Origin of the sequence: Bacillus sp. MYb78 (assembly GCF_002975115.1) — a bacterium.
GTDB classification, from domain to species: domain Bacteria; phylum Bacillota; class Bacilli; order Bacillales; family Bacillaceae_G; genus Bacillus_A; species Bacillus_A cereus.
This window is the reverse complement of sequence record NZ_PCOB01000008.1, coordinates 15,445-35,891: the sequence shown is the minus strand read 5'-3', so window position 1 is coordinate 35,891 and position 20,447 is coordinate 15,445. Positions and strand designations below refer to the sequence as shown.

Genomic DNA, 20,447 nt, shown 5'->3' with positions numbered 1-20,447 from the left:
CGCCTCCTTACAGACTTGCTTTTTTTGTATGATAGTCTGTTGCTTGCTCAAATGCATGTGCAACGCGGTAAATTGTCGCTTCATCGAAGTGTTTACCAATGATTTGTAGACCAAGTGGCATGTTGTTAGCACCGAATCCACATGGAACTGAAATCGCTGGAACACCCGCTAAGTTTACTGGGATTGTTAAAATGTCATTTGCATACATTGTCATTGGATCGTTAACTTTTTCTCCCACTTTAAATGCCGGAGTTGGTGTTGTTGGTCCAATAATAACATCATAGTTAGCAAATACATTTTCAAAGTCGTTCTTAATTAATGTACGTACTTGTTGTGCTTTTTTGTAATATGCATCATAGTAACCAGAGCTAAGAGCAAATGTACCAAGCATAATACGACGTTTAACTTCATCACCGAAACCTTCACTACGTGTGTTTTTGTAAAGGTCTAATAAGTTATTTACATTATCAGAACGAACACCGTAACGCACGCCATCAAAGCGTGAAAGGTTAGCAGATGCTTCAGAAGAAGATAGTAAGTAATACGTTGCTAGAGCGTATTTAGAGTGTGGAAGAGATACTTCCTCCCAAGTTGCGCCCATACCTTCTAATACTTTTAAAGCAGCTAGTACTGACTCACGAGCTTCTTCGCCAACACCTTCGCCTAAGTATTCTTTCGGTACAGCAATGCGTAAACCTTTAACATCGCCTGTTAAACCAGCTAAATAGTTTCCAACTTCAACGTTTGCAGAAGTTGCATCCATGCGGTCAATACCTGAAATAGCTTGTAATAAGTATGCATTGTCTTCTACTGTACGTGTAATCGGTCCGATTTGGTCTAGTGAAGATGCGAATGCTACTAATCCGTAACGAGATACGCGTCCGTAAGTTGGTTTTAAACCTACAACACCGCAATATGCAGCTGGCTGACGGATAGAACCACCCGTATCAGAACCTAGAGAGAATAGTACTTCTCCTGCTGCTACAGCTGCTGCAGAACCACCACTAGATCCGCCTGGAACGTAATCTAAGTTCCATGGGTTTTTCGTAGCGTAGAATCCTGAGTTTTCATTTGAAGAACCCATTGCGAACTCGTCCATGTTTAATTTACCGATTGTAATTGTGTCAGCAGCTTTTAGCTTTTGCACAACTGTCGCATCATAAATTGGATCGAAGTTTGCTAACATTTTGCTCGCACAAGTTGTACGAAGACCGTTAGTTACAATGTTATCTTTTACACCAATTGGCATACCGAATAATAAACCATTATCTTCAGCGCCGATTTTTGCATCTAATTCTTTCGCTTTTGCGCGTGCATTTTCTTCATCTAATGTAAGAAAAGCTTTTACGTTATCTTCAACATCCGCAATACGTTTGTAAGATTCTTCTACTAAATCCGTAACGGAAATTTCTTTGTTGTTTAACTTCTTATGTAACTCTGATACTGAATGATCAAATAATGACATCGAAATTCCCCTCCTCTATTCTAATACTGCTGGAACACGGATTTGATTATCTTTGTGATCCGGTGCATTTTTTAATACTTCTTCGACTGGTAAACCTTTTTCTGGTACATCTTCACGCATAACATTTTTCATAGTTAATACATGAGTTGTTGGTTTTACATCTGTTGTATCTAATTCATTTAACTGTTCTGCAAATGTAACAATTGCATCTAGTTGTTTTTGAAATTTTTCTGCTTCTTGATCAGTAATTGCAAGACGTGCTAAATGTGCTACGTGCTTTACATTCTCAACGGAAATTCTTGACACGGCTAGGCCACCTCCATAATATATCGTTCAATCTACAATACTATTGATGATACCAAATTTTCAGTACTTCAAGCAAGTCAACACAGAGTACTTACGCCATTTTTACATAAAAAAAGAAAGGCAAATGCCTTTCTTTACAATTTACTCTTTATCTAACGGTTTATTTTTCGGAAATCTCTCGTTATCTTCTTCATTATCACGAATTGTTTTTTGTAATACAAAACAAGACATCGTTAAAAATAATGTTCCAATTAAATAGTATCCTTTTACACTAAGCGTTTCATCTAACGTATAAATCCCAATTAGCATACCTGAAAGCGCACAAACAAATGAAGTCCATGCTAAAAACGTGAACGCTTGCGTATTACGTCTTCTCATCGTTCTCCCCCTCGTTAGCTGTATACCCATTATAGATAAGTATATTTACCATGATGGATTTTTATGTAAATTCTAGTTTTATATTTATAAATCTATCATAAAAGAATACTATTTTAAAGAAAGTTTTCTGCCTAATCTGAAAAAAACAATCAAAACGATTGACATTTATTTCTATTCTGCATAAAATAAAAATAAATATTACGAACCTCGAAATATACGGGAGTGGAATTAATTGTTGCAATATGAACATTTTTTAGACTTACTGCTAGATAACGCCAAGAAACTTTTCTATCCTGAAGAATGGGTAAGCCTTGATTTAACACTTTCCAAAACAGAAGTATTTTGTTTACTTTGGATGGAACGAAATACAGAGATTACAATGACAAAAATTGCTGATCTTCTTGATATACCGATGAGTACAACGACGGGCGTTGTAAATCGCCTTGTAAAAAAGGGATATATTGAACGCTACCGTGATGAAAACGACCGACGTATTGTATTAATTCGGTTAACAGAAACCGGCGTAATGCTCGTTCAAGAGGTAAAACAAAATGCAGCCCATTACTTTAGCTTAGTGACAGAAGCATTGTCAGAAGAAGAAAAAGCATTCTTACTACAAATCTTCCAAAAGATTATGAATCACATTGCTACCTCACAGCAAAAAACAGAAGAAAAGGTTTCTACACCTAAAATGAAAAACATTCCGATTGAATAAAACCCTATCTGGGTTTTTATTCAATCATTTACTTCGACACTCGTAATATTCGACATTCGAAACAAAGGGGATATGAATGATGAGAATTATCTTGTATACAGGTAAAGGCGGCGTAGGAAAAACTAGCATTTCAGCAGCAACAGCAATTCAAAGCGCAAAACAAGGATTAAAAACTTTAGTCATGAGTACGGATCCTGCTCATAGTTTAGGAGATTCATTTGGTATAAAGCTATCTTCTGAGCCATTAGAAATTCGTGAAAATTTGTGGGCACAAGAAATTAATACGATTTATGAGATGGAAAAAGGATGGGGAAAATTACAGAAATATATTACACTACTCTTCACTTCCAAAGCAGCCGATGATATTACAACAGAAGAATTAACGATGTTTCCTGGTATGGAAGATTTAATTAGCTTACTTCGCGTACTCGATTATTATAAACAAAACACATATGATGTTATCATTATTGATTGTGCTCCAACAGGAGAAACATTAGCAATGCTAAGCTTTCCAGACATGCTCGGCTGGTGGATGGAAAAATTGTTTCCTATTAAAAGAAAAGTTTTAAAAGTCGTTCGTCCTGTAGCTCAACCACTCCTTGGTGTCCCTCTTCCAACCGACGATATTATGGACGAATTAACAAATACACTTGAACAGCTCGGAGAAATGAGAGATATTTTATCAAACCGAGAAGTAACAAGTATCCGCATCGTTGTAAATCCTGAAAAAATGGTCATTAAAGAAGCTCAGCGTAGCTTTACTTATTTAAATTTATACGATTATAACGTAGATGCCATTATGATTAATCGCGTCATCCCTAACACCGTCACCGATCCTTATTTTCAAGCATGGAAAGATACGCAAAAGAAATATAAAACATTAATTCAAAATAGTTTTGATCCACTTCCTATTTACGAAGCTCCAATGTTTGAACAAGAAGTTGTTGGTTTACCTATGTTAGAGCGTGTAGGAGATGCTTTATTTAAAACTGATCATTGTCCTACTGAAGTTAAATTTAACGGCCGCACACAATATGTAAGAAAAGATGGCGATGATTATATTTTCATTCTTTCTATTCCCTTCTCAAACAAAAGTGAACTTTCATTAAATCAAAAAGGTGATGAGCTAATTATTCGAGCTGGCTCTGTGAAACGAAATATTACATTGCCAAAAACGTTAACACACCTTTCTATTCAAGGAGCAAAATTTGAAGAAGATATACTAAACATTCGGTTTGGAGGTGTAGTGCATGCATGAGGAACTACTACGAAGGGTAATTCGTACAAAAGTAAAAGTCGGGATGCATATATTAGAAGAGCTACCTAATCCAATCCAGCAATCAGCTAAGCAAATATTAAATATTTTGCAAGAGGAGCTAGCTGCTTATCCGAAAGAACGAGAGCATCATGAAAATAATTTAAAAAATATCATAATTGAATAACTATCTGTATAGAGGGCCTTTTTTAGGCTTTCTATACTTTATTGGAGTGATGTAAGTTGATGAAAAAGCATTCCACTACTATACTCTGGATCATTCCCTTATTATTTTTCATTCATAACCTTGAAGAAGCTTTCCAAATGCCACAATACCTTGCTAATCAATTTTCAATCCGCCTTATAACTAGCTAGCCAACAATTTTTCATTGCCATTTCCGTATTAACAATCTTTGTATTACTTATCGTCTTTCTATATCAACTTAACTTCTTGTCTTCTATATGCTGGATTATTTTTATACAAGGGGCCATCTTCTTTAACTCTGTTCAACATATTATTTTGTTTTTCATTTATCGCTCCTATAACCCCGGCGTAATATCAGCATTTTTCATTACTCTCTTTTCTATTTTCTTTGTTTTATCAAAAAAACACTTAATTCATCAAAAGCAATTCGTAATTACACTCCTTTTCAGCTTATTTTCTTATCCCATTATAATTTGGATTACCTTACTGTTCGCTAGCTACTTTCATTCATAAAAAAAGACCAGGAAAACTCCTGGTCCATTACTCTACTTAACAAACATTGGATTCTACGTTATACAAAATTGGAAGGTACAGAATTAGGGTTCGTTTGTTAAGTAGATTATATGTTGAACGAACTAACAGCGGAGGGGTTCCTTCTGTTAGTCCATTAAACCCAATCATTATTTTACGATTTTTTCAAGCTCCTCAAGTGAAAGATCAACTGAAATTGAACCATCATTCGTTTCTTTCTTAATTGCATCTGTTACTTCTTTTGAATGATACAATTCAATTACTTTTTTCAGTGTTGGATCATCTTTATCTTTCGTACGAGCTGCGAAAATATTAATATAAGGCTTCGCATTTTCATTCTTTGGATCTTCTAAGAAAATAGGATCCTTCGCTGGATCTAATCCAGCTTGACCAGCAACACCGTTATTAATAACTGATGCCGCTACATCTTTTAACACACGAGGTGTTTGCTGTGCGATAACCGGTGTAATTTTTAATTTCTTCGGATTTTCAGCAATGCCGCTTGGATCTCCAAATAAGCCAAAATCTTTTTTAAGCTTTAATACTCCAGCTGCATCAAGAAGTTTTAATGCACGTGCTTGGTTCGTTGGATCGTTTGGAATTGCAATTTCTGAACCATCTGGAATTTCATTTGCCTTCTTATATTTTTCAGAGTATAAACCCATTGGCGCAATTTGTGTTGTACCAACAGCTGTAATATCTAACTTATGCTCTTTTTTAAATTGCTCTAAGAAAGCAATATGCTGAAATGAGTTTAATTCAATATCTCCATCAGCTAAAGCTTTATTTGGAGTTGTATAATCAGAGAACTCCACCAGTTTAATCTTGATCCCTTCTTTTTCAGCTTTTTTCTTCAAAATTTCCCAAGCGTCTCCATCCGTTCCAGTTACACCGACGCGAACTACTTTTTCTTTCGCTCCTGCACCCGTGTCTCCACTTGAGCAGCCACTTAATACTGAGACTCCTACAATCGCTGATAATGCAAATGCTAAAATTTTCTTCATTTTCTTTTCCTCTCTTCCTTTTTATGATCTACGTAACAAGACTTTCGCAAAGTAGTTTCCTAAATTTTGAGCTATCTGTACGAGAATAATAAGTAAAACAACCGTTACAAACATAACTGATGTATCAAAACGTTGATAACCATATGTCATTGCCAAGTCACCAAGACCGCCACCACCGACAAGCCCAGCAACTGCAGAAAATTCAATTAAACCAACTGTCATAAATGTGACACCTAAGATTAATGGTGCTAACGCTTCTGGTACAAGGATTTCAAAAACGATTCTAATTGGCGAGGCGCCCATTGCTTGTGCTGCCTCAATTACTCCTTTCGGAACGGAAACAAGATTTGTTTCAACCATTCTAGCAATACCAATTGATGCGACTAACGTCATCGGGAAAATTGCTGCTGCTGTTCCAATCGTCGTTCCAATAACGCTTCTCGTTAGTGGACTTAAAGCTACTAAAAAGATAATGAATGGTACCGGACGAATTGTATTAATTATGATGTTAAGAATAGAAAAGACCCATTTATTTTCTAAAAAGTTTCCTTTTCTCGTTACATATAAAAGTAAACCTAGAGGTATACCCAGAATTGTAGCGAATATAAGGGTTACAATTACCATTAAGAGGGTATCCCCCGTCGCATCTAGTATGCGCGGCCAAAATATACTCCAATCAACTCGCATGAGCTTCTACCTCCTTCAGCTGCACTTGCAGTCTTAGATGTTGTAATGCTTTTTGAATTTCCCTCTGCTCACCTTGCAATTCTACAAGCAGATTTCCAAATAGCACATTTTGAAGTTCAATAATATTTCCGTACAGTACATTTACATCGACGTTATAGTTTTTTGCGATATATGATAGTACCGGCTGTCCTGTCTCCTCACCAGTAAATGTTAGACGATAAATTTGACCACCATTTTGAATTTTCGCTAGAACACTTTCTGGTAAATGATCATTAATAACAGAACGTACAAAGTTTTGAGTCGTCTTTGTTTTGGGTTGCGTGAAAACATCGAACAGTTTTCCTTCTTCAATAACTTTTCCCTTCTCCATTACAGCTACACGGTGACAAATTTCTTTCACAACATGCATTTCATGTGTAATAAGAAGGATTGTTAAATTGTATTCTCGATTTACTTTCTTTAATAAGTTTAGAATTTCTGTCGTCGTTTCTGGATCTAAGGCTGATGTTGCCTCATCACATATAAGAATATCTGGCGATGTCGCAAGTGCTCTAGCAATACCAACACGTTGCTTTTGTCCCCCTGATAGCTGTTCTGGATAATAGTTTGCTTTATCTTCTAACCCTACAAACTTCAGCAGTTCATTCACTCGTTCCTTTATCTCGTTCTTTGGCAATTTCGCTAACTTTAATGGATAAGCAATATTCCCAAATACTGTTCTTGAATTAAATAAATTAAAGCTTTGAAAAATCATTCCGATTCTTTGTCTTAGTTTGCGTAATTCTTTCGTCGATAATGATGTAATATCTTTATCATCTATTGCAATCGTTCCTGACGTTGGTCTCTCTAACATATTTACTAAGCGTAATAATGTACTCTTTCCAGCGCCACTAAAACCGATAATGCCAAAAATTTCGCCTTTCTCAACTGATAATGTTACATCCTCCACCGCATGAACAGATTGCCCAGCTGATTCATACACTTTACTTACATTGTTAAAAGAAATCATTTTTTCCCCTCCTATATGCTGTAAAAACTTGAAGTAGAGCTTTCGAGGTAAAATAAAAAGTGCTCTCCTTCTTATCAACCATAAAGATAAGAAGGAGAGCACTTATATGTACTCGTTCACAACTTCTCATCTTCCAAGCCTTTATATGGCTTGCTGGAGTTAGCACGGTATTAAAAAACCCGTTGCTGAGGTATCGTAGGGCCAGTCCCTCCACCTCTCTGGATAAGAATGTATCGATTTAATTGTCATTTAATTAATTCTCATTATAGAACTCAGAATAATAAGAGTCAATACATTTTTTAGAAAAATATTAATTATTCCTTTATTAAAATTTTCAGATGAAAATTCATGAGAAAATAGTAACTTTCAAGGTTATTTAAAATTCTTCTTCCTCATATTTTTAAACAGGAGAATCCTCTCTACGAATTGAATAAATTTATTTGAATATGAAACTCGGAGGCAGATAAATATATGAAAACAGCTCTTTTACTCGTCGATATTCAAAACGATTATTTTCCAAATGGAAAGATGGAATTGCGTAATCCAGTAGAAGCAAGCGAATATGCTAATCAGTTATTACAACACTTTAGAACAAACAGCGAATCTATTTTTCATATCCAACACGTAGCTATAAAAGATAACGCTACTTTTTTCCTACCTAATACAGAAGGTGTACATATTCACGAAAGCGTACGTCCACTTAGAGAAGAAACAGTTATAGTCAAACATTATCCAAATAGCTTCCGAGAAACTAATCTTCTAGAGCAATTACAGCGTTTAGACATTGAACATGTCGTCGTATGCGGGATGATGACTCATATGTGTATTGATGCTACAGTAAGGGCTGCATTTGATTTTGGTTTTCAATGTACCGTTATACACGATGCTTGTGCTACAAAAGACCTTTCTTTTAAGAACGCTACTATACCAGCTGTTTATATTCACAATACAATTTTAGCTAGTTTAAATGGCGTATATGCAAATGTAATAAGCACGAAAGAATTTTTAGCTACATAAAAAAACACTCCTTTCAGTGAGCAAAACCGAAAGGAGTGTTCCTTGTCGAACCATAGATTTTCTTTCAAATTGTATTATACAGGAAATTCTCAAAATGAATACTAAAAAATATGACTAATACGTCAACTTTTCTCATTATTTTATTTCTGTTTACATGTTTATCCCGCTATTAATAGGTTTTAGCTCATTCTCTTCGAACGACGGTAATATATGGGGTTTCAATTTTAAAAGGAGCTCTTCACATTTTGTGAAGAGCTCCTCTACTATTTCTTATAAAGTTTCAGAAGTAGTTTTTGCTTGCATGTGAAGTGCTAAGTAATCAGGTCCACCAGCTTTAGAGTCTGTACCAGACATGTTAAAGCCACCGAATGGTTGGTAACCTACGATTGCACCAGTACATCCACGGTTGAAGTATAAGTTACCAACGTGGAAGTCTTCACGTGCTTTTTCAATATGGTCACGGTTGTTAGTAATAACAGCACCTGTTAAACCGTATTCCGTATTGTTTGCAATTGCAAGTGCATGATCGAAGTCTTTTGCTTTACAGAATGCTACTACTGGTCCGAAGATTTCTTCTTTCATTAAGCGAGCATCTTCTGCAACATCAGCAACGATTGTTGGTTGGATGAACCAGCCTTTAGAATCGTCTCCTTCGCCACCTGCTAAGATTCTACCTTCTTCTTTACCAATTGCAACATAGCTCATTACTTTATCGAATGCAGCTTGGTCATTAACAGGACCCATGTTTGTACCTAATACTGCTGGGTTAGCAACTGTTAATTCTTTTGTTAATTCAACAGCACGATTTAATACGTGATCGTATACATCTTCGTGGATTACTGCACGAGAACATGCAGAACATTTTTGTCCTGAGAATCCGAATGCTGATGCAACGATAGACTTAGCTGCTAATTCAAGATCTGCTTCTTTATCAACAACGATTGTATCTTTACCGCCCATTTCAGCGATAACGCGTTTTAACCAAATTTGGCCTGGGTTTACTTTCGCTGCACGCTCATAGATACGGATACCTACATCACGAGATCCCGTGAAGCTTACGAAACGTGTACGAGGATGATCTACTAAGTAGTCACCAACTTCAGAACCATTACCTGGAACGAAGTTTACTACGCCAGCTGGTAAGCCAGCTTCTTCTAATACTTCCATAAATTTCGCTGCTACTACAGGAGTTGTACTAGCTGGTTTTAGTAATACTGTGTTACCAGAAACTAAAGCAGCTGTTGTCATACCTGCCATAATTGCGAATGGGAAGTTCCAAGGAGAAATGATAACACCTACTCCTAATGGAATGTAAGAGAAACGATTATATTCAATTGGACGGCTTTCTACTGGAATACCGTCTTTTAATTTTAACATTTGACGACCATAATATTCCATAAAGTCGATTGCTTCTGCTGTATCAGCATCTGCCTCATTCCATGGCTTACCTGCTTCTTTTACAAGAATAGCAGAGAATTCATGTTTTCTGCGACGAACGATTGCTGCAGCACGGAATAAAATGTCTGCACGCATTTCTGGCTTTGATTTTCTCCAAGTTTGGAATGTTTCATCCGCTACTTGCATTGCTTTTTCAGCTAACTCACGGCTTGCTTTTGAAACACGACCAACAAGTTCCTCTTTATTTGCAGGGTTTACAGAAACAATTTTGTCTTCTGTAGTGATTTTTTCTCCCCCAATAATTAATGGATAGTCTTGTCCAAGATAAGATTCTACTTTCTTTAAACCTTCTTCAAACGCTAATTTGTTAGCCTCCACTGAAAAATCTGTAAATGGCTCATGTTTGTATGCTACTACCATTTTTTTTAGCCTCCCCTTAGAAAAACGTTTACATTTTACAACATTATTCTACACGATAATTTAGATTTATTCAAATATTCCTAGACTTATATTTTAAAAATTAATAAATTTTTAAAATATAATAAAAAAAAGAGATTCATACATGCGTATGAATCTACAAAATATGAGTATATTCCAAAACATTTTTCCCGATCAATAATATAGTAACCAATAAAAATAAAGTCCTTACATATCCAACGCCTTTTTGAACCGCAAACTTCGATCCCAAATAAGCACCTAAGATCATTGATAATCCCATGATAATACCGTATTCAAAATGAATTATGTCTAAAAATAAAAAAGTAATTAAAGATACAATATTACTAACAAAGTTCAAAAGTTTTCCAGATGCTGCCGCTTGAATAAAATCCAAACCAATTAATAAAAATGCAAAAATTAAAAATGACCCTGTCCCTGGTCCAAAAAATCCATCATAAAATCCTATCATTAAAATAACAAAGAAAAATATTAATGTTTTTCTTTGCGTCATCTTCTTATAGGTAGACACACTTCCCCAATTCTTTTTTGCAATAATATAAATAGCAATAAATACCAACATTACAAGTACTAATGGGCGTAAAATATCCGATGGAATAAATTTTACTACTAAAGCACCTGCAACAGCTCCAACAATAGTTAACGGGATTAACTTTCCTACAATTTTAAAATCAACTTTTCCTGATCGAATGAAATACATCGCACTCGTAAACGTCCCCATTGTTGCCGCTAATTTATTCGTTGCAATTGCTGAAGCCGGCGATAAGCCAACAAACATAAGCGCAGGAAGCGAAATTAACCCTCCTCCTCCAACAACGGAATCAATGAAAGCTGCTAAAAAACCGAATGCAATTAATAAAATAATGACTTGAAAACTTAATTCTTCCATGAACTTTACCCCTTACCCCTATTATTTACAACATTTTAAATTATAACAAAATTACATAAGAAAAAAAGCTGTTCCATAGAGGAACAGCCTTCATATTTAATCTAAAATTTTCACAAGTGGTTCATCTTGTTTTGCTTCACGTATAATAATAGCTTCTGGGCGTTCTACAGATTTAATCGTTACTTGTACTTTCATATAATTCGGGAAGTATTCCATAACAAGCCCTGCCACATATTGTGTAAAACCAATTATTTCAGCTTTTCCATTAAACTGGACAGGAATATCAAGCTTCATTTCTCTTAATTCATCATCTCTATACATACCAGTACCAATAACAGCTGTATAGTCGCCTTGGAAATAATCGCTTAGTTTTGCCTTAAAGTTGGATACTCTTGCAAGATCTTCACGTTTATTATCTGTTTTCGCTTGCTCTGATGGGAACAAATAGTATTTCTCATTAATTTGTTTCCAATCTTCAACCGTTTCACTACCTTTTTCTACATTTGCATAAGAAACAAAGTTACCTGGTACGAGCGAAGACTTTGGAGCTTGGCGATAAATCGCAAATGTTATCGGAATATTTTTTGTATCAGGTTGTTTTTGATGTATGACTTTCAAAATTTCTTGCGCCATTTTTTTCCCTTCAGCTAACATCTTTTCATCCGGGATGGCAGCTTCACGTGGATAACCATGCTCTTCGTTAAAATATTGAACAGAATTCATTGCTAATCCAACTACCATACCAACACGTTCCTCGCTGTTATCGCCTTTTTTCACATAATAATCATGCTCTAAAATATTTGAAATATATATTGGATTTTTTTTATTTTTCACTTCTAGTGATTCGGATCCCGTTCCTAATGCAGGGTTTAATCCTATATTAGGAAATTTAACTGCATCTTTTTTTAATTTGTCCTCTAGTTCCTTTTGTTCAGCATCTGTACGTTTTCTTTTAACAAGCATCTGTATCACTTGAGTATCTAGAGCACTTCCGCCTTTTAAAAAATTATCTTTCGTATTAAATGATTCTTTTGCAATTCGCATTAATCCTGTTTCAAATTCATCTATATCAAGACGACTATTTAGCCCTTGCACCACTAAACCACGTGCATTTCCACCATCAAATGGAATAGTCGTCTTATAATATTCATCCGAAATAGCGTATTTTGGAACAACTGATTGTTCTTTTGCTTTCCCCGATTTCTCAGCCACTTTTTCATCTTTGTCGGCACCTGCACTACACCCACTTACAAGTAGGCCCAGGCTTAATATCGCTAATGCTATTTTTTTCATGGTAAGTTTGCACCTCTTACTTATTTAGCTCTTGTAAGAACCTCTCTTCATTCCAAACCTCAACATTATGTTTCTCCGCTTGTGCTAATTTCGAACCAGCTGCTTCACCTGCAACAACCAAATCCGTACTCTTACTAACACTTCCTGTTACTTTTCCACCTAATGCCTCAATCTTCTTCTTCGCTTCACTTCGTCCCATAACTTCTAGCTTACCTGTTAAAACAACCGTTTTTCCTGCGAAGTAAGATTCAACATTTTGTAAATCTGCAATTTTTATACCTTTGTATGTCATATTCACGCCATACTCTTTAAACTGCTGTAATAATTCTAATACATCTTCATTATCAAAATATGTCACAACAGATTGAGCCATTTTTTCGCCAATTTCATTAATTGCTTTTAGTTCTTCTTCTGTTGCTTTTACAAGCTCATCCATCGTTTCAAAGTGCTCTGCAAATGTACGTGCTGCTTTCGCTCCAACGTGGCGAATTCCAAGACCAAATAATAATCGCTCTAACGAGTTTTCTTTAGAATTTTCAATTGCTTGTATTAAGTTTGTTGCTGATTTTTCACCAAAACGTTCTAACTGTAATAATTGCTCTTTCGTCAATGCATATAAATCAGCAAATGTACGAATATAATCTGCATCAAAGAGTTGTGTAATGACACGTTCTCCAAGTCCATCAATATTCATCGCATTTCTTGAAACGAAATGGATTAATCCCTCTCGAATTTGAGCCGGACAAGTCGGATTTATACATCGAAGTGCTACTTCTTCTTCTAAACGAACAAGTTCACTCTCACATGCTGGACAATGCGTTGGCATACGGTATTCTTCTTCTTCACCAGTACGCTTATCAAAAATAACGTTCACAACTTCAGGAATAATATCTCCAGCCTTCTTCACAACAACGTAGTCACCAATTCGAATGTCTTTTTCACGAATCAAATCTTCGTTATGTAAAGAAGCACGGCGAACAATCGTACCAGCAACTCTCACTGGCTCTAGCTCTGCAGTCGGCGTTACAACCCCTGTTCGGCCAACACTTAATTCAATGCCTGTTAGTCTCGTTACAACTTCTTCAGCTGGGAATTTATAAGCAATCGCCCATCGTGGACTCTTCGCTGTAGTTCCTAGACTTTCTTGAAGAGCAACATCATCTACTTTTATAACGATTCCATCAATCTCATAATCAAGATGCGGACGTTTTTCTTGCCATTCTTCTACATAAGCTATAACCTCTTCGATTGTTTCACATGTACGGCGATTTGGATTTGTCTTAAATCCGAGTTCACCTAAGAAATCAAGCGATTCACTGTGCGATGGAATTGTTTTTTCTTCTACATTCGCAAGACCGTACACAAACATAGATAAGTTACGCTTCGCTGCAATTTTCGGATCAAGTTGACGTATTGAACCTGCTGCTGCATTACGCGGATTCGCAAATACATCTTCTCCATTTTGCTCTTTTTCTTCATTTAGTTTAACGAATGAACGCTTCGGCATATAAGCTTCGCCTCGTGCTTCTAACGTTACTTCTTCATTTAAACGAAGTGGGATAGCTTTAATCGTTTTTAAATTTTGAGTAATATCTTCACCCGTTACACCATCACCACGTGTCGCCCCTTGAATGAAGCGTCCTTTTTCATAATGAAGCGAAACGGCAAGCCCGTCAATTTTTAATTCACATATATATCTTACATTCGCACCATCAATTCCTTGACGTACTCTTCTGTCGAAATCACGCAAATCCCCTTCGTTAAATGCATTCCCTAAACTTAACATTGGTGACTTATGTGTTACTTTTTCAAATATATCAAGAATAGTTCCCCCAACGCGAACGGAGGGAGAATCTTCACTCATAAACTCTGGGTTCTCTGCTTCTAATTTTATAAGCTCCTGCATATCACGGTCATATTCCGCATCAGAAACAGAAGGATTGTCTAATACGTGATATTGATAATTAAATGTATTTAACAAATCACGCAGTTCTTCTATACGTTTTTTTGCTATCTCTTTTGACATATCCTCATTCCTTTCTATTGTTTCGTCACAGGTGCAAATTTTGCTAACAAACGTTTAACACCAATCGGGCTTGGGAACGCAATATCTAATTCTTTTGCATCACCTTCACCTTTTACACTTACAACTGTACCGATTCCCCATTTTTGGTGAGAAGCTTTATCGCCTACTGCCCAGCCAATTTGCTCACCGCCTGTCGTCTTAGCTGCTGGACGCGCGAAAGCTGAACGAGAGCGTGTTGTGGTTGTCGTTGTCATTTTACTGCTACTTGCTGTTCTGCCTTTTGCACCAAACGAATTTTCACGCTTCGGCGCTGTTTCATTTAATGATTCCACTAGTTCTGCCGGGATTTCTGTAATGAAGCGAGACGCAGCATTCATACTTGTTCTACCAAATAAAGTACGCATTTGCGCATTAGATAAATATAACTCTTCTTCTGCACGAGTAATACCTACATAAGCAAGACGACGTTCTTCTTGCATTTCATCCTCTTCCATAAGAGAACGAGTATGAGGGAATATCCCTTCCTCTAAACCAACAATAAAGACAACCGGGAACTCTAATCCTTTTGCTGAGTGCATCGTCATTAAAATAACTTCTTCACCAGCAGTTGGGTCTTCATCTACACGATCAATATCAGCAACAAGTGCTAAATCTGTTAAGAATGCAACAAGGCTCTTATCTTCACTTTGAGATTCAAATGTTTGCGTAACAGATAAGAATTCGTCTAAGTTTTCTAAACGACCTTCCGCTTCTAAAGAACGCTCATTTTTCAACATATCGCGATAGCCTGTTTTTTCAATAACTTCTTCTACTAATTCTGTAACAGATAAATACTCTTGCATATTTACCCAGTTGTGTAATAAACTTGCGAATTCTTTTACTGCCTTTGTAATTTTTGCACTTACTCCAACATGCTCAATCTCATCAAATACAGCAGTTAATGAAATTCCGTTTTGCACACCATAATTAATAATTTTATCGATAGAAGTCGCACCAATACCACGCTTTGGCATGTTAATAATACGTGCAAAACTAATTTCATCATCTGGATTACCGATTAAACGTAAGTACGCCAAAATATCTTTAATCTCTTTACGGTCGTAGAACTTAGTTCCCCCGACAATTTTGTAAGGAATGTTAGATTTAAGGAAAATCTCCTCGACCATACGAGACTGAGCATTCGTACGATATAGCACTGCAAAATCAGTGTATTTTCGTTTCCCCATTTGAAGATCGTCACGAATTTTTTTCGCAACAAAATATGCTTCGTCCTTTTCAGTTGCGGCACGATAATACGAGATTTTACTTCCAACTTGATTGTCTGTCCATAATTTCTTCGGTTTACGATTCGTATTTTTTTCAATAACAGCATTCGCTGCATTTAAAATATTTTGTGACGAACGATAGTTTTGTTCTAACAAAATTACCTGTGCATTCTCATAGTCTTTTTCAAATGACAAAATGTTAGAAATATCTGCACCACGCCAGCGATAAATAGACTGGTCAGAGTCACCTACAACGCAAAGATTTTTAAAACGTGCTGCCAAATGTTTAACAAGAAGATATTGCGCTTTGTTCGTATCTTGATACTCATCAACATGAATATATTGGAACTTACGCTGATAAAACTCTAATACTTCTGGAACACGTTCAAATAGCTGAATCGTCGTCATAATTAAATCATCAAAGTCTAATGAATTATTTTTCAAAAGACGTTTTTGATACTCTGTGTATACATCGCTCGTTAATTTTTCATATGGATCAGCCATTGTAATTTTTTTTGCATATTTATCCGCAGATAACAATTCATTTTTTGCATTACTAATACCCGCTAAAATAGAGCGCGGCTCAAATTTCTTCGGATCAATATTGCGCTCTTTCATAATTTTTTTGACTACAGTTAGCTGATCACCTGAATCTAAGATTGTAAAGTTACGATTAATACCAATACGATCGATATCGCGTCGTAAAATACGTACACACATAGAGTGGAACGTCGAAATCCAAATATCTTCTGCTTCTGGTCCCACAAGTTTATCAATACGCTCGCGCATTTCACGAGCTGCTTTATTTGTGAAGGTAATAGCTAGTACATTCCATGGTGCTACACCTTTTTCACCAAGCAAATACGCAATACGGTGTGTTAACACGCGTGTCTTACCACTACCTGCACCTGCCATTAGTAGCAGTGGTCCATTCGTTGTTTGTACTGCTTTTTGTTGCTGTGGATTTAAACCGTTTAATAACTTATCTGTCATACTCATATACGCCTGCACCTACTCTCCTTTTACTGCTTTAACTGTTTTTAACGCCGATTTTATATCATCATAAATAATATTTCCAACAACTACTGTATCAGCATATTGCGCCATTTCTTTCGCCTGTTCTGCATTAGAAATACCACCGCCATAATATAACTTGGCTTGTTTCAATTCTGCTTTTACATTTTTAACAAGTTCAACATCTCCATACGTACCGCTATATTCTAAATAAAATATCGGTAAATGTAATAACTTGTCTGCTAAACGCGCATATGCAATAACGTCATCTTCTGTTAAATCACATTTCGCATCTGTAAGCTGGGCTACTTTCGCTTCGGGATTTAAAACACAATACCCTTCCATAAAAATTTCGTCCCAGTCCATAATATCCCCAAATTCTTTCAATGCCTCATGATGAACACCTGTTACCCATTCTACTTTTCGGCTATTTAAAACACTTGGGATGTAATAAAAATCAAATCCTGGTGTAATTGCTTCTACATCAGAAACCTCTAATACACAAGGAACTGCATATCTACGAATGCTAACTAGCATGTGTAATACGTTATCAATTGTAACTCCATCACTTCCGCCTACAATAACAGCATCCGTTCCAGACTCACAAATCATTTCTAAATATTCATCGCTTAACTCCTTATTTGGATCAAGCTTAAATACATGTTTCCATCCGGAAATATCGTACATGAAAACACCCTTCCTTTTCTCTAGTTATATCTATAGTTCTGTTTAAAATAACAGTTAGTTTTTATCTTGATTTTTTAAAATAGCTATTAAATATTTTTCAAAAAAAAGGATTTAATTTCACCTTCTTTTTATGCATTCTTTCATTATAACAAAAAAAGCTACTGACACACACGCCGATTCCAACATCTTTTTCAACGTCAAATGTTGGATTACATATCCCAAAAATCACACGGGATACTAATAAGAGAAGTAGTATTTACTATTTCAATTTTCATAAAAAGGAGTGTTTTTCTAATGAAGCAAAACATCGGGACAATAAACGCTCTAATTCGAATTACACTTGGGCTTGTCCTCTTCGGATGTAGTGCAACTAAACTTGTACGCAAGCCGTGGTGCACTTGGTCTAACATTTTTCTATGGATTGGTGCAATGAAAGTTGCAGAGGGAATTGTTCGCTTCTGCCCTATTGTTGAAGCGTGGAAATTTGGAAAATACATGAATATGGGCGCATTTAAAATGCCTGGCATGAATTTTGCTGAAAAAGGACATGCTAAAGAAGAAGTGAATCAAACTTCCGCTCATGACAAGCCAAAGTCAAAGGGAAGTTATGACGCTTCTGACAAAGAGATTGAGTCAGCGATTGAAGAAATAATCCTGGCAAAACCGCTTTGAATCATTTGTCACGATGCAAGATGCTCTCAAAGGGACTTAGCTGCTGCAGTGGGCGGTTAAGTCTTCTTTATTTTACCATAAAACAGAACGTATATTCTTATTTCTAACTTTAAAATGTACATAAAAGATATCAATCAATAAATTTCAGAAAATTAGGTGCATACCCCTTGCTTAAAATGATATAAAAGTGATATCATTTTTATATCAGGAGGCGATCATATGAAAGAAAAACAAGTATTTTATGTAAATGGTTTTCTCGGTATTATTGGAATTTTGATTTTAGCTGCTATCGGTGTATTTTTCCTTGCACAAGAAATTTTCGTAGGAGCAGCACTAACTATTATATTAGCGGCAATTCTCGCTACAGGTATCGGTATTGTTCAACCGAATCAAGCGAAAGTTATTACGTTCTTTGGTAATTATTTAGGAACAATTCGTCAAAATGGTTTATTTTTAACAATTCCATTCGCATTCCGTCAAACTGTCTCGTTACGTGTTGAAAACTTTAATAGTAAGAAATTAAAAGTAAACGATGTTGAGGGAAATCCGATTGAAATTGCAGCTGTTATTGTATATAAAGTAGTTGATTCTGCAAAAGCAATGTTCGGTGTTGAACATTACGATCGATTTGTAGAAATTCAAAGTGAAACAGCAATCCGCCACGTCGCAACAAAATATCCTTATGACAATTTCCAAGATGAAACTTGCATTACGTTACGCGGGAATACTGAAGAAATCTCTGAAGAATTAAAGCGTGAGTTAGAAGCGCGCCTTGAAATCGCAGGCGTAGAAGTATTAGAAACTCGTTTAACACATTTAGCTTATGCAACAGAAATTGCCCATGCGATGCTACAACGTCAACAAGCAAAAGCGGTATTAGCTGCTAGAAAAGAGATTGTTGAAGGTGCTGTGAAGATGGCGAAGGATTCAATCCATATGTTAGATGAGGAAGGCGTACTTGAATTAGATGACGAGCGTAAAGCGAATATGGTAAACAACCTATTAGTTGCCATCGTTTCAGATAAAGGTGCGCAACCAGTTATTAATACAGGAAGCCTATACTAAGGGCTATAAGTAATTATGGCTAAAAAGAAAAGCTTTCCATTACGTATTGATCCTGAATTACACGCAGTCATCGAAAAATGGGCAAATGATGAGTTTCGTAGCGTCAATGCACACATCGAGTATTTACTTCGAGAAATGGCAAAGCAAAAAGGAAAATTGAAGAAAGATAAAGATGCATGAACAAACAGCCCACTGAATTTTCAGCGGGCTGTTTTTATACAAAGCAAGTTATCAATAAACTTGCTTAACGCTGCTGTTCTCACACTATCTTTCCGATAAATAAAATAAGTCGGAATAAACCTGTTTTCATGTACTAACGGTGTATGAATAAGTTCTTTATGGCTATCAAATTGCTCTGCTACTTCACGTGGTAACATAGACACCCCAAGTCCAGCTTTTACGCATCCAATAATACCGTCTAAAGAATTTAATTCCATTATTTTTTTTGGAACAATCCCTTCAGATAGTAACCATTCTTCTAAAACTTTTCTATAAAAACAACCTGATTGAAAAACGATAAAAGACTGCGATTCCGAATATCCGTTATCCCACAAAACATTCCGCTTTGAAAGTAACATCATTTCCTCTTGGAATACTTCTATCTTTTCTAAAGCTGGATCAGCTATACAATCAGCTACAAATGCCCCCTCTATTTCATATAAGAGTACCTTCTTCGTTAATTCTTCCGTATTGTGCGTTTGCAACATAATTTCCACTTCTGGATAGCGCATATGATAATTAGCTAAAATCGTGGGCAATCTAACAGCTGCTGCTGTTTCCATCGCTCCAATTTTCAATACTCCTCCAGGCTCCGCTGTATGTTTCACTTGCCTTTTTGATTCATTTAATAATTGAATCATTTTTTCAGCGTATGTTAACAACTTTTCTCCGGCTGGTGTTAATGTAACTCCATCTCGATGCCTATAAAATAATTGTGTTTCATATTCAGCTTCTAGCCGTTTTATTTTTGCTGTTATGTTTGATTGAACAAAATTCAACCGAATAGCTGCTCTTGAAATACTTTTCTCCTGCGCGACCATATAAAAAGCTACAAAATCTTGTAAGTTCATTCGTTCATATCCCTTCGTTCATATCATTAATTTTGATATT

20 protein-coding genes, 1 pseudogene and 1 riboswitch are annotated in these 20,447 nt (G+C 36.1%); of the genes and pseudogenes, 8 read left to right on the top strand and 13 right to left on the bottom strand.

Going from position 1 to position 20,447, the window contains the following annotated elements; translation table 11 throughout:
• Positions 1–7: 7 nt before the first annotated feature.
• From gatA to CQ064_RS16920, 3 genes are all read right to left on the bottom strand, one after another.
• The gene (gene gatA / locus CQ064_RS16930) at positions 8–1,465 is read right to left on the bottom strand and encodes an Asp-tRNA(Asn)/Glu-tRNA(Gln) amidotransferase subunit GatA (RefSeq protein WP_000051443.1); all 1,458 of its coding nucleotides are present in this window, start codon (positions 1,463–1,465) and stop codon (positions 8–10) included.
• 15 nt (positions 1,466–1,480) lie between these two features.
• Complete coding sequence (gatC, locus tag CQ064_RS16925) at positions 1,481–1,771, bottom strand: Asp-tRNA(Asn)/Glu-tRNA(Gln) amidotransferase subunit GatC (protein ID WP_000086999.1); 291 nt, start codon at positions 1,769–1,771, stop codon at positions 1,481–1,483.
• Positions 1,772–1,912: 141 nt separating this feature from the next.
• Positions 1,913–2,149, bottom strand: a complete 237-nt coding sequence (locus CQ064_RS16920) for a YiaA/YiaB family inner membrane protein (RefSeq protein WP_001254393.1) — start codon at positions 2,147–2,149, stop codon at positions 1,913–1,915.
• Between the two features lie 232 nt (positions 2,150–2,381).
• Here CQ064_RS16920 and CQ064_RS16915 point away from each other — a divergent pair, with 232 nt between their 5' ends.
• The 4 genes and pseudogenes from CQ064_RS16915 (at position 2,382) to CQ064_RS16900 (ending at position 4,837) form a co-directional block, all read left to right on the top strand.
• A complete protein-coding gene (locus CQ064_RS16915; protein ID WP_000942494.1) occupies positions 2,382–2,864 on the top strand; it encodes a MarR family winged helix-turn-helix transcriptional regulator in 483 nt (160 codons plus the stop codon).
• 76 nt (positions 2,865–2,940) lie between these two features.
• A complete protein-coding gene (locus CQ064_RS16910; RefSeq protein ID WP_002182396.1) occupies positions 2,941–4,122 on the top strand; it encodes an ArsA family ATPase in 1,182 nt (393 codons plus the stop codon).
• Positions 4,115–4,306: a DUF3926 domain-containing protein gene (locus CQ064_RS16905; RefSeq protein ID WP_000544108.1), complete on the top strand. Its 192-nt coding sequence runs from the start codon at positions 4,115–4,117 to the stop codon at positions 4,304–4,306. Before CQ064_RS16910 ends, CQ064_RS16905 begins: the two co-directional genes overlap by 8 nt.
• A gap of 59 nt (positions 4,307–4,365) precedes the next feature.
• A pseudogene (locus tag CQ064_RS16900) lies at positions 4,366–4,837 on the top strand (HXXEE domain-containing protein).
• Positions 4,838–5,004: 167 nt separating this feature from the next.
• Here CQ064_RS16900 and CQ064_RS16895 read toward each other — a convergent pair.
• Genes CQ064_RS16895 through CQ064_RS16885 form a run of 3 tightly spaced genes read right to left on the bottom strand, consistent with a single transcriptional unit; the run spans position 5,005 to position 7,555 of the window.
• The gene (locus CQ064_RS16895; RefSeq protein WP_000721610.1) at positions 5,005–5,859 is read right to left on the bottom strand and encodes a MetQ/NlpA family ABC transporter substrate-binding protein; all 855 of its coding nucleotides are present in this window, start codon (positions 5,857–5,859) and stop codon (positions 5,005–5,007) included.
• 21 nt (positions 5,860–5,880) lie between these two features.
• Complete coding sequence (locus tag CQ064_RS16890; protein ID WP_001261865.1) at positions 5,881–6,546, bottom strand: methionine ABC transporter permease; 666 nt, start codon at positions 6,544–6,546, stop codon at positions 5,881–5,883.
• Positions 6,536–7,555: a methionine ABC transporter ATP-binding protein gene (locus tag CQ064_RS16885; RefSeq protein WP_000622973.1), complete on the bottom strand. Its 1,020-nt coding sequence runs from the start codon at positions 7,553–7,555 to the stop codon at positions 6,536–6,538. Before CQ064_RS16885 ends, CQ064_RS16890 begins: the two co-directional genes overlap by 11 nt.
• Before the next feature lie 123 nt (positions 7,556–7,678).
• Positions 7,679–7,784, bottom strand: a riboswitch (SAM riboswitch).
• Between the two features lie 242 nt (positions 7,785–8,026).
• On the opposite strand from CQ064_RS16885, the gene CQ064_RS16875 reads away from it, so the two are divergent.
• On the top strand, positions 8,027–8,572 hold the full coding sequence (locus CQ064_RS16875) for a cysteine hydrolase family protein (RefSeq protein ID WP_000844913.1): 546 nt from the start codon (positions 8,027–8,029) through the stop codon (positions 8,570–8,572).
• Between the two features lie 270 nt (positions 8,573–8,842).
• Here CQ064_RS16875 and pruA read toward each other — a convergent pair whose 3' ends face one another.
• From pruA to pcrB, 6 genes are all read right to left on the bottom strand, one after another.
• Complete coding sequence (gene pruA, locus CQ064_RS16870) at positions 8,843–10,390, bottom strand: L-glutamate gamma-semialdehyde dehydrogenase (RefSeq protein WP_000259555.1); 1,548 nt, start codon at positions 10,388–10,390, stop codon at positions 8,843–8,845.
• Between the two features lie 154 nt (positions 10,391–10,544).
• The gene (locus tag CQ064_RS16865) at positions 10,545–11,315 is read right to left on the bottom strand and encodes a TSUP family transporter (RefSeq protein WP_000391979.1); all 771 of its coding nucleotides are present in this window, start codon (positions 11,313–11,315) and stop codon (positions 10,545–10,547) included.
• A 96-nt stretch (positions 11,316–11,411) separates the two neighbouring features.
• Positions 11,412–12,608 carry a CamS family sex pheromone protein gene (locus CQ064_RS16860; RefSeq protein ID WP_000717010.1) on the bottom strand — a complete coding sequence of 399 codons (1,197 nt, stop codon included), beginning with the start codon at positions 12,606–12,608 and terminating at the stop codon, positions 11,412–11,414.
• Between the two features lie 16 nt (positions 12,609–12,624).
• Positions 12,625–14,634: an NAD-dependent DNA ligase LigA gene (ligA, locus tag CQ064_RS16855; RefSeq protein WP_000031419.1), complete on the bottom strand. Its 2,010-nt coding sequence runs from the start codon at positions 14,632–14,634 to the stop codon at positions 12,625–12,627.
• Positions 14,635–14,648: 14 nt separating this feature from the next.
• Positions 14,649–16,898: a DNA helicase PcrA gene (gene pcrA, locus CQ064_RS16850; RefSeq protein ID WP_002094226.1), complete on the bottom strand. Its 2,250-nt coding sequence runs from the start codon at positions 16,896–16,898 to the stop codon at positions 14,649–14,651.
• A gap of 12 nt (positions 16,899–16,910) precedes the next feature.
• Positions 16,911–17,600: a heptaprenylglyceryl phosphate synthase gene (gene pcrB, locus CQ064_RS16845; protein WP_000272109.1), complete on the bottom strand. Its 690-nt coding sequence runs from the start codon at positions 17,598–17,600 to the stop codon at positions 16,911–16,913.
• Between the two features lie 294 nt (positions 17,601–17,894).
• On the opposite strand from pcrB, the gene CQ064_RS16840 reads away from it, so the two are divergent.
• From CQ064_RS16840 to CQ064_RS16830, 3 genes are all read left to right on the top strand, one after another.
• Entirely contained in the window at positions 17,895–18,272 is a 378-nt protein-coding gene (locus tag CQ064_RS16840) for a YgaP family membrane protein (RefSeq protein WP_000812340.1), read from the top strand.
• 219 nt (positions 18,273–18,491) lie between these two features.
• Positions 18,492–19,337: an SPFH domain-containing protein gene (locus tag CQ064_RS16835; protein ID WP_000660675.1), complete on the top strand. Its 846-nt coding sequence runs from the start codon at positions 18,492–18,494 to the stop codon at positions 19,335–19,337.
• A gap of 15 nt (positions 19,338–19,352) precedes the next feature.
• The gene (locus tag CQ064_RS16830; RefSeq protein ID WP_001085171.1) at positions 19,353–19,517 is read left to right on the top strand and encodes a type II toxin-antitoxin system antitoxin; all 165 of its coding nucleotides are present in this window, start codon (positions 19,353–19,355) and stop codon (positions 19,515–19,517) included.
• Positions 19,518–19,537: 20 nt separating this feature from the next.
• Here the strand turns inward: CQ064_RS16830 and CQ064_RS16825 are convergent, their stop codons facing one another.
• Entirely contained in the window at positions 19,538–20,407 is an 870-nt protein-coding gene (locus CQ064_RS16825; RefSeq protein ID WP_001053119.1) for a LysR family transcriptional regulator, read from the bottom strand.
• Positions 20,408–20,447 lie beyond the last annotated feature (40 nt).

Coding starts and splice junctions, on each gene's coding strand:
- CQ064_RS16875 (WP_000844913.1), top strand. CDS start 8,027: ATGAAAACAGCTCTTTTACTCGTCGATATTCAAAACGATTATTTTCCA.
- pcrA (WP_002094226.1), bottom strand. CDS start 16,898: ATGAGTATGACAGATAAGTTATTAAACGGTTTAAATCCACAGCAACAA.
- CQ064_RS16920 (WP_001254393.1), bottom strand. CDS start 2,149: ATGAGAAGACGTAATACGCAAGCGTTCACGTTTTTAGCATGGACTTCA.
- gatA (WP_000051443.1), bottom strand. CDS start 1,465: ATGTCATTATTTGATCATTCAGTATCAGAGTTACATAAGAAGTTAAAC.
- CQ064_RS16860 (WP_000717010.1), bottom strand. CDS start 12,608: ATGAAAAAAATAGCATTAGCGATATTAAGCCTGGGCCTACTTGTAAGT.
- CQ064_RS16835 (WP_000660675.1), top strand. CDS start 18,492: ATGAAAGAAAAACAAGTATTTTATGTAAATGGTTTTCTCGGTATTATT.
- pruA (WP_000259555.1), bottom strand. CDS start 10,390: ATGGTAGTAGCATACAAACATGAGCCATTTACAGATTTTTCAGTGGAG.
- CQ064_RS16910 (WP_002182396.1), top strand. CDS start 2,941: ATGATGAGAATTATCTTGTATACAGGTAAAGGCGGCGTAGGAAAAACT.
- pcrB (WP_000272109.1), bottom strand. CDS start 17,600: ATGTACGATATTTCCGGATGGAAACATGTATTTAAGCTTGATCCAAAT.
- CQ064_RS16830 (WP_001085171.1), top strand. CDS start 19,353: ATGGCTAAAAAGAAAAGCTTTCCATTACGTATTGATCCTGAATTACAC.
- ligA (WP_000031419.1), bottom strand. CDS start 14,634: ATGTCAAAAGAGATAGCAAAAAAACGTATAGAAGAACTGCGTGATTTG.
- CQ064_RS16865 (WP_000391979.1), bottom strand. CDS start 11,315: ATGGAAGAATTAAGTTTTCAAGTCATTATTTTATTAATTGCATTCGGT.
- CQ064_RS16890 (WP_001261865.1), bottom strand. CDS start 6,546: ATGCGAGTTGATTGGAGTATATTTTGGCCGCGCATACTAGATGCGACG.
- CQ064_RS16905 (WP_000544108.1), top strand. CDS start 4,115: ATGCATGAGGAACTACTACGAAGGGTAATTCGTACAAAAGTAAAAGTC.
- CQ064_RS16885 (WP_000622973.1), bottom strand. CDS start 7,555: ATGATTTCTTTTAACAATGTAAGTAAAGTGTATGAATCAGCTGGGCAA.
- CQ064_RS16840 (WP_000812340.1), top strand. CDS start 17,895: ATGAAGCAAAACATCGGGACAATAAACGCTCTAATTCGAATTACACTT.
- CQ064_RS16895 (WP_000721610.1), bottom strand. CDS start 5,859: ATGAAGAAAATTTTAGCATTTGCATTATCAGCGATTGTAGGAGTCTCA.
- CQ064_RS16825 (WP_001053119.1), bottom strand. CDS start 20,407: ATGAACTTACAAGATTTTGTAGCTTTTTATATGGTCGCGCAGGAGAAA.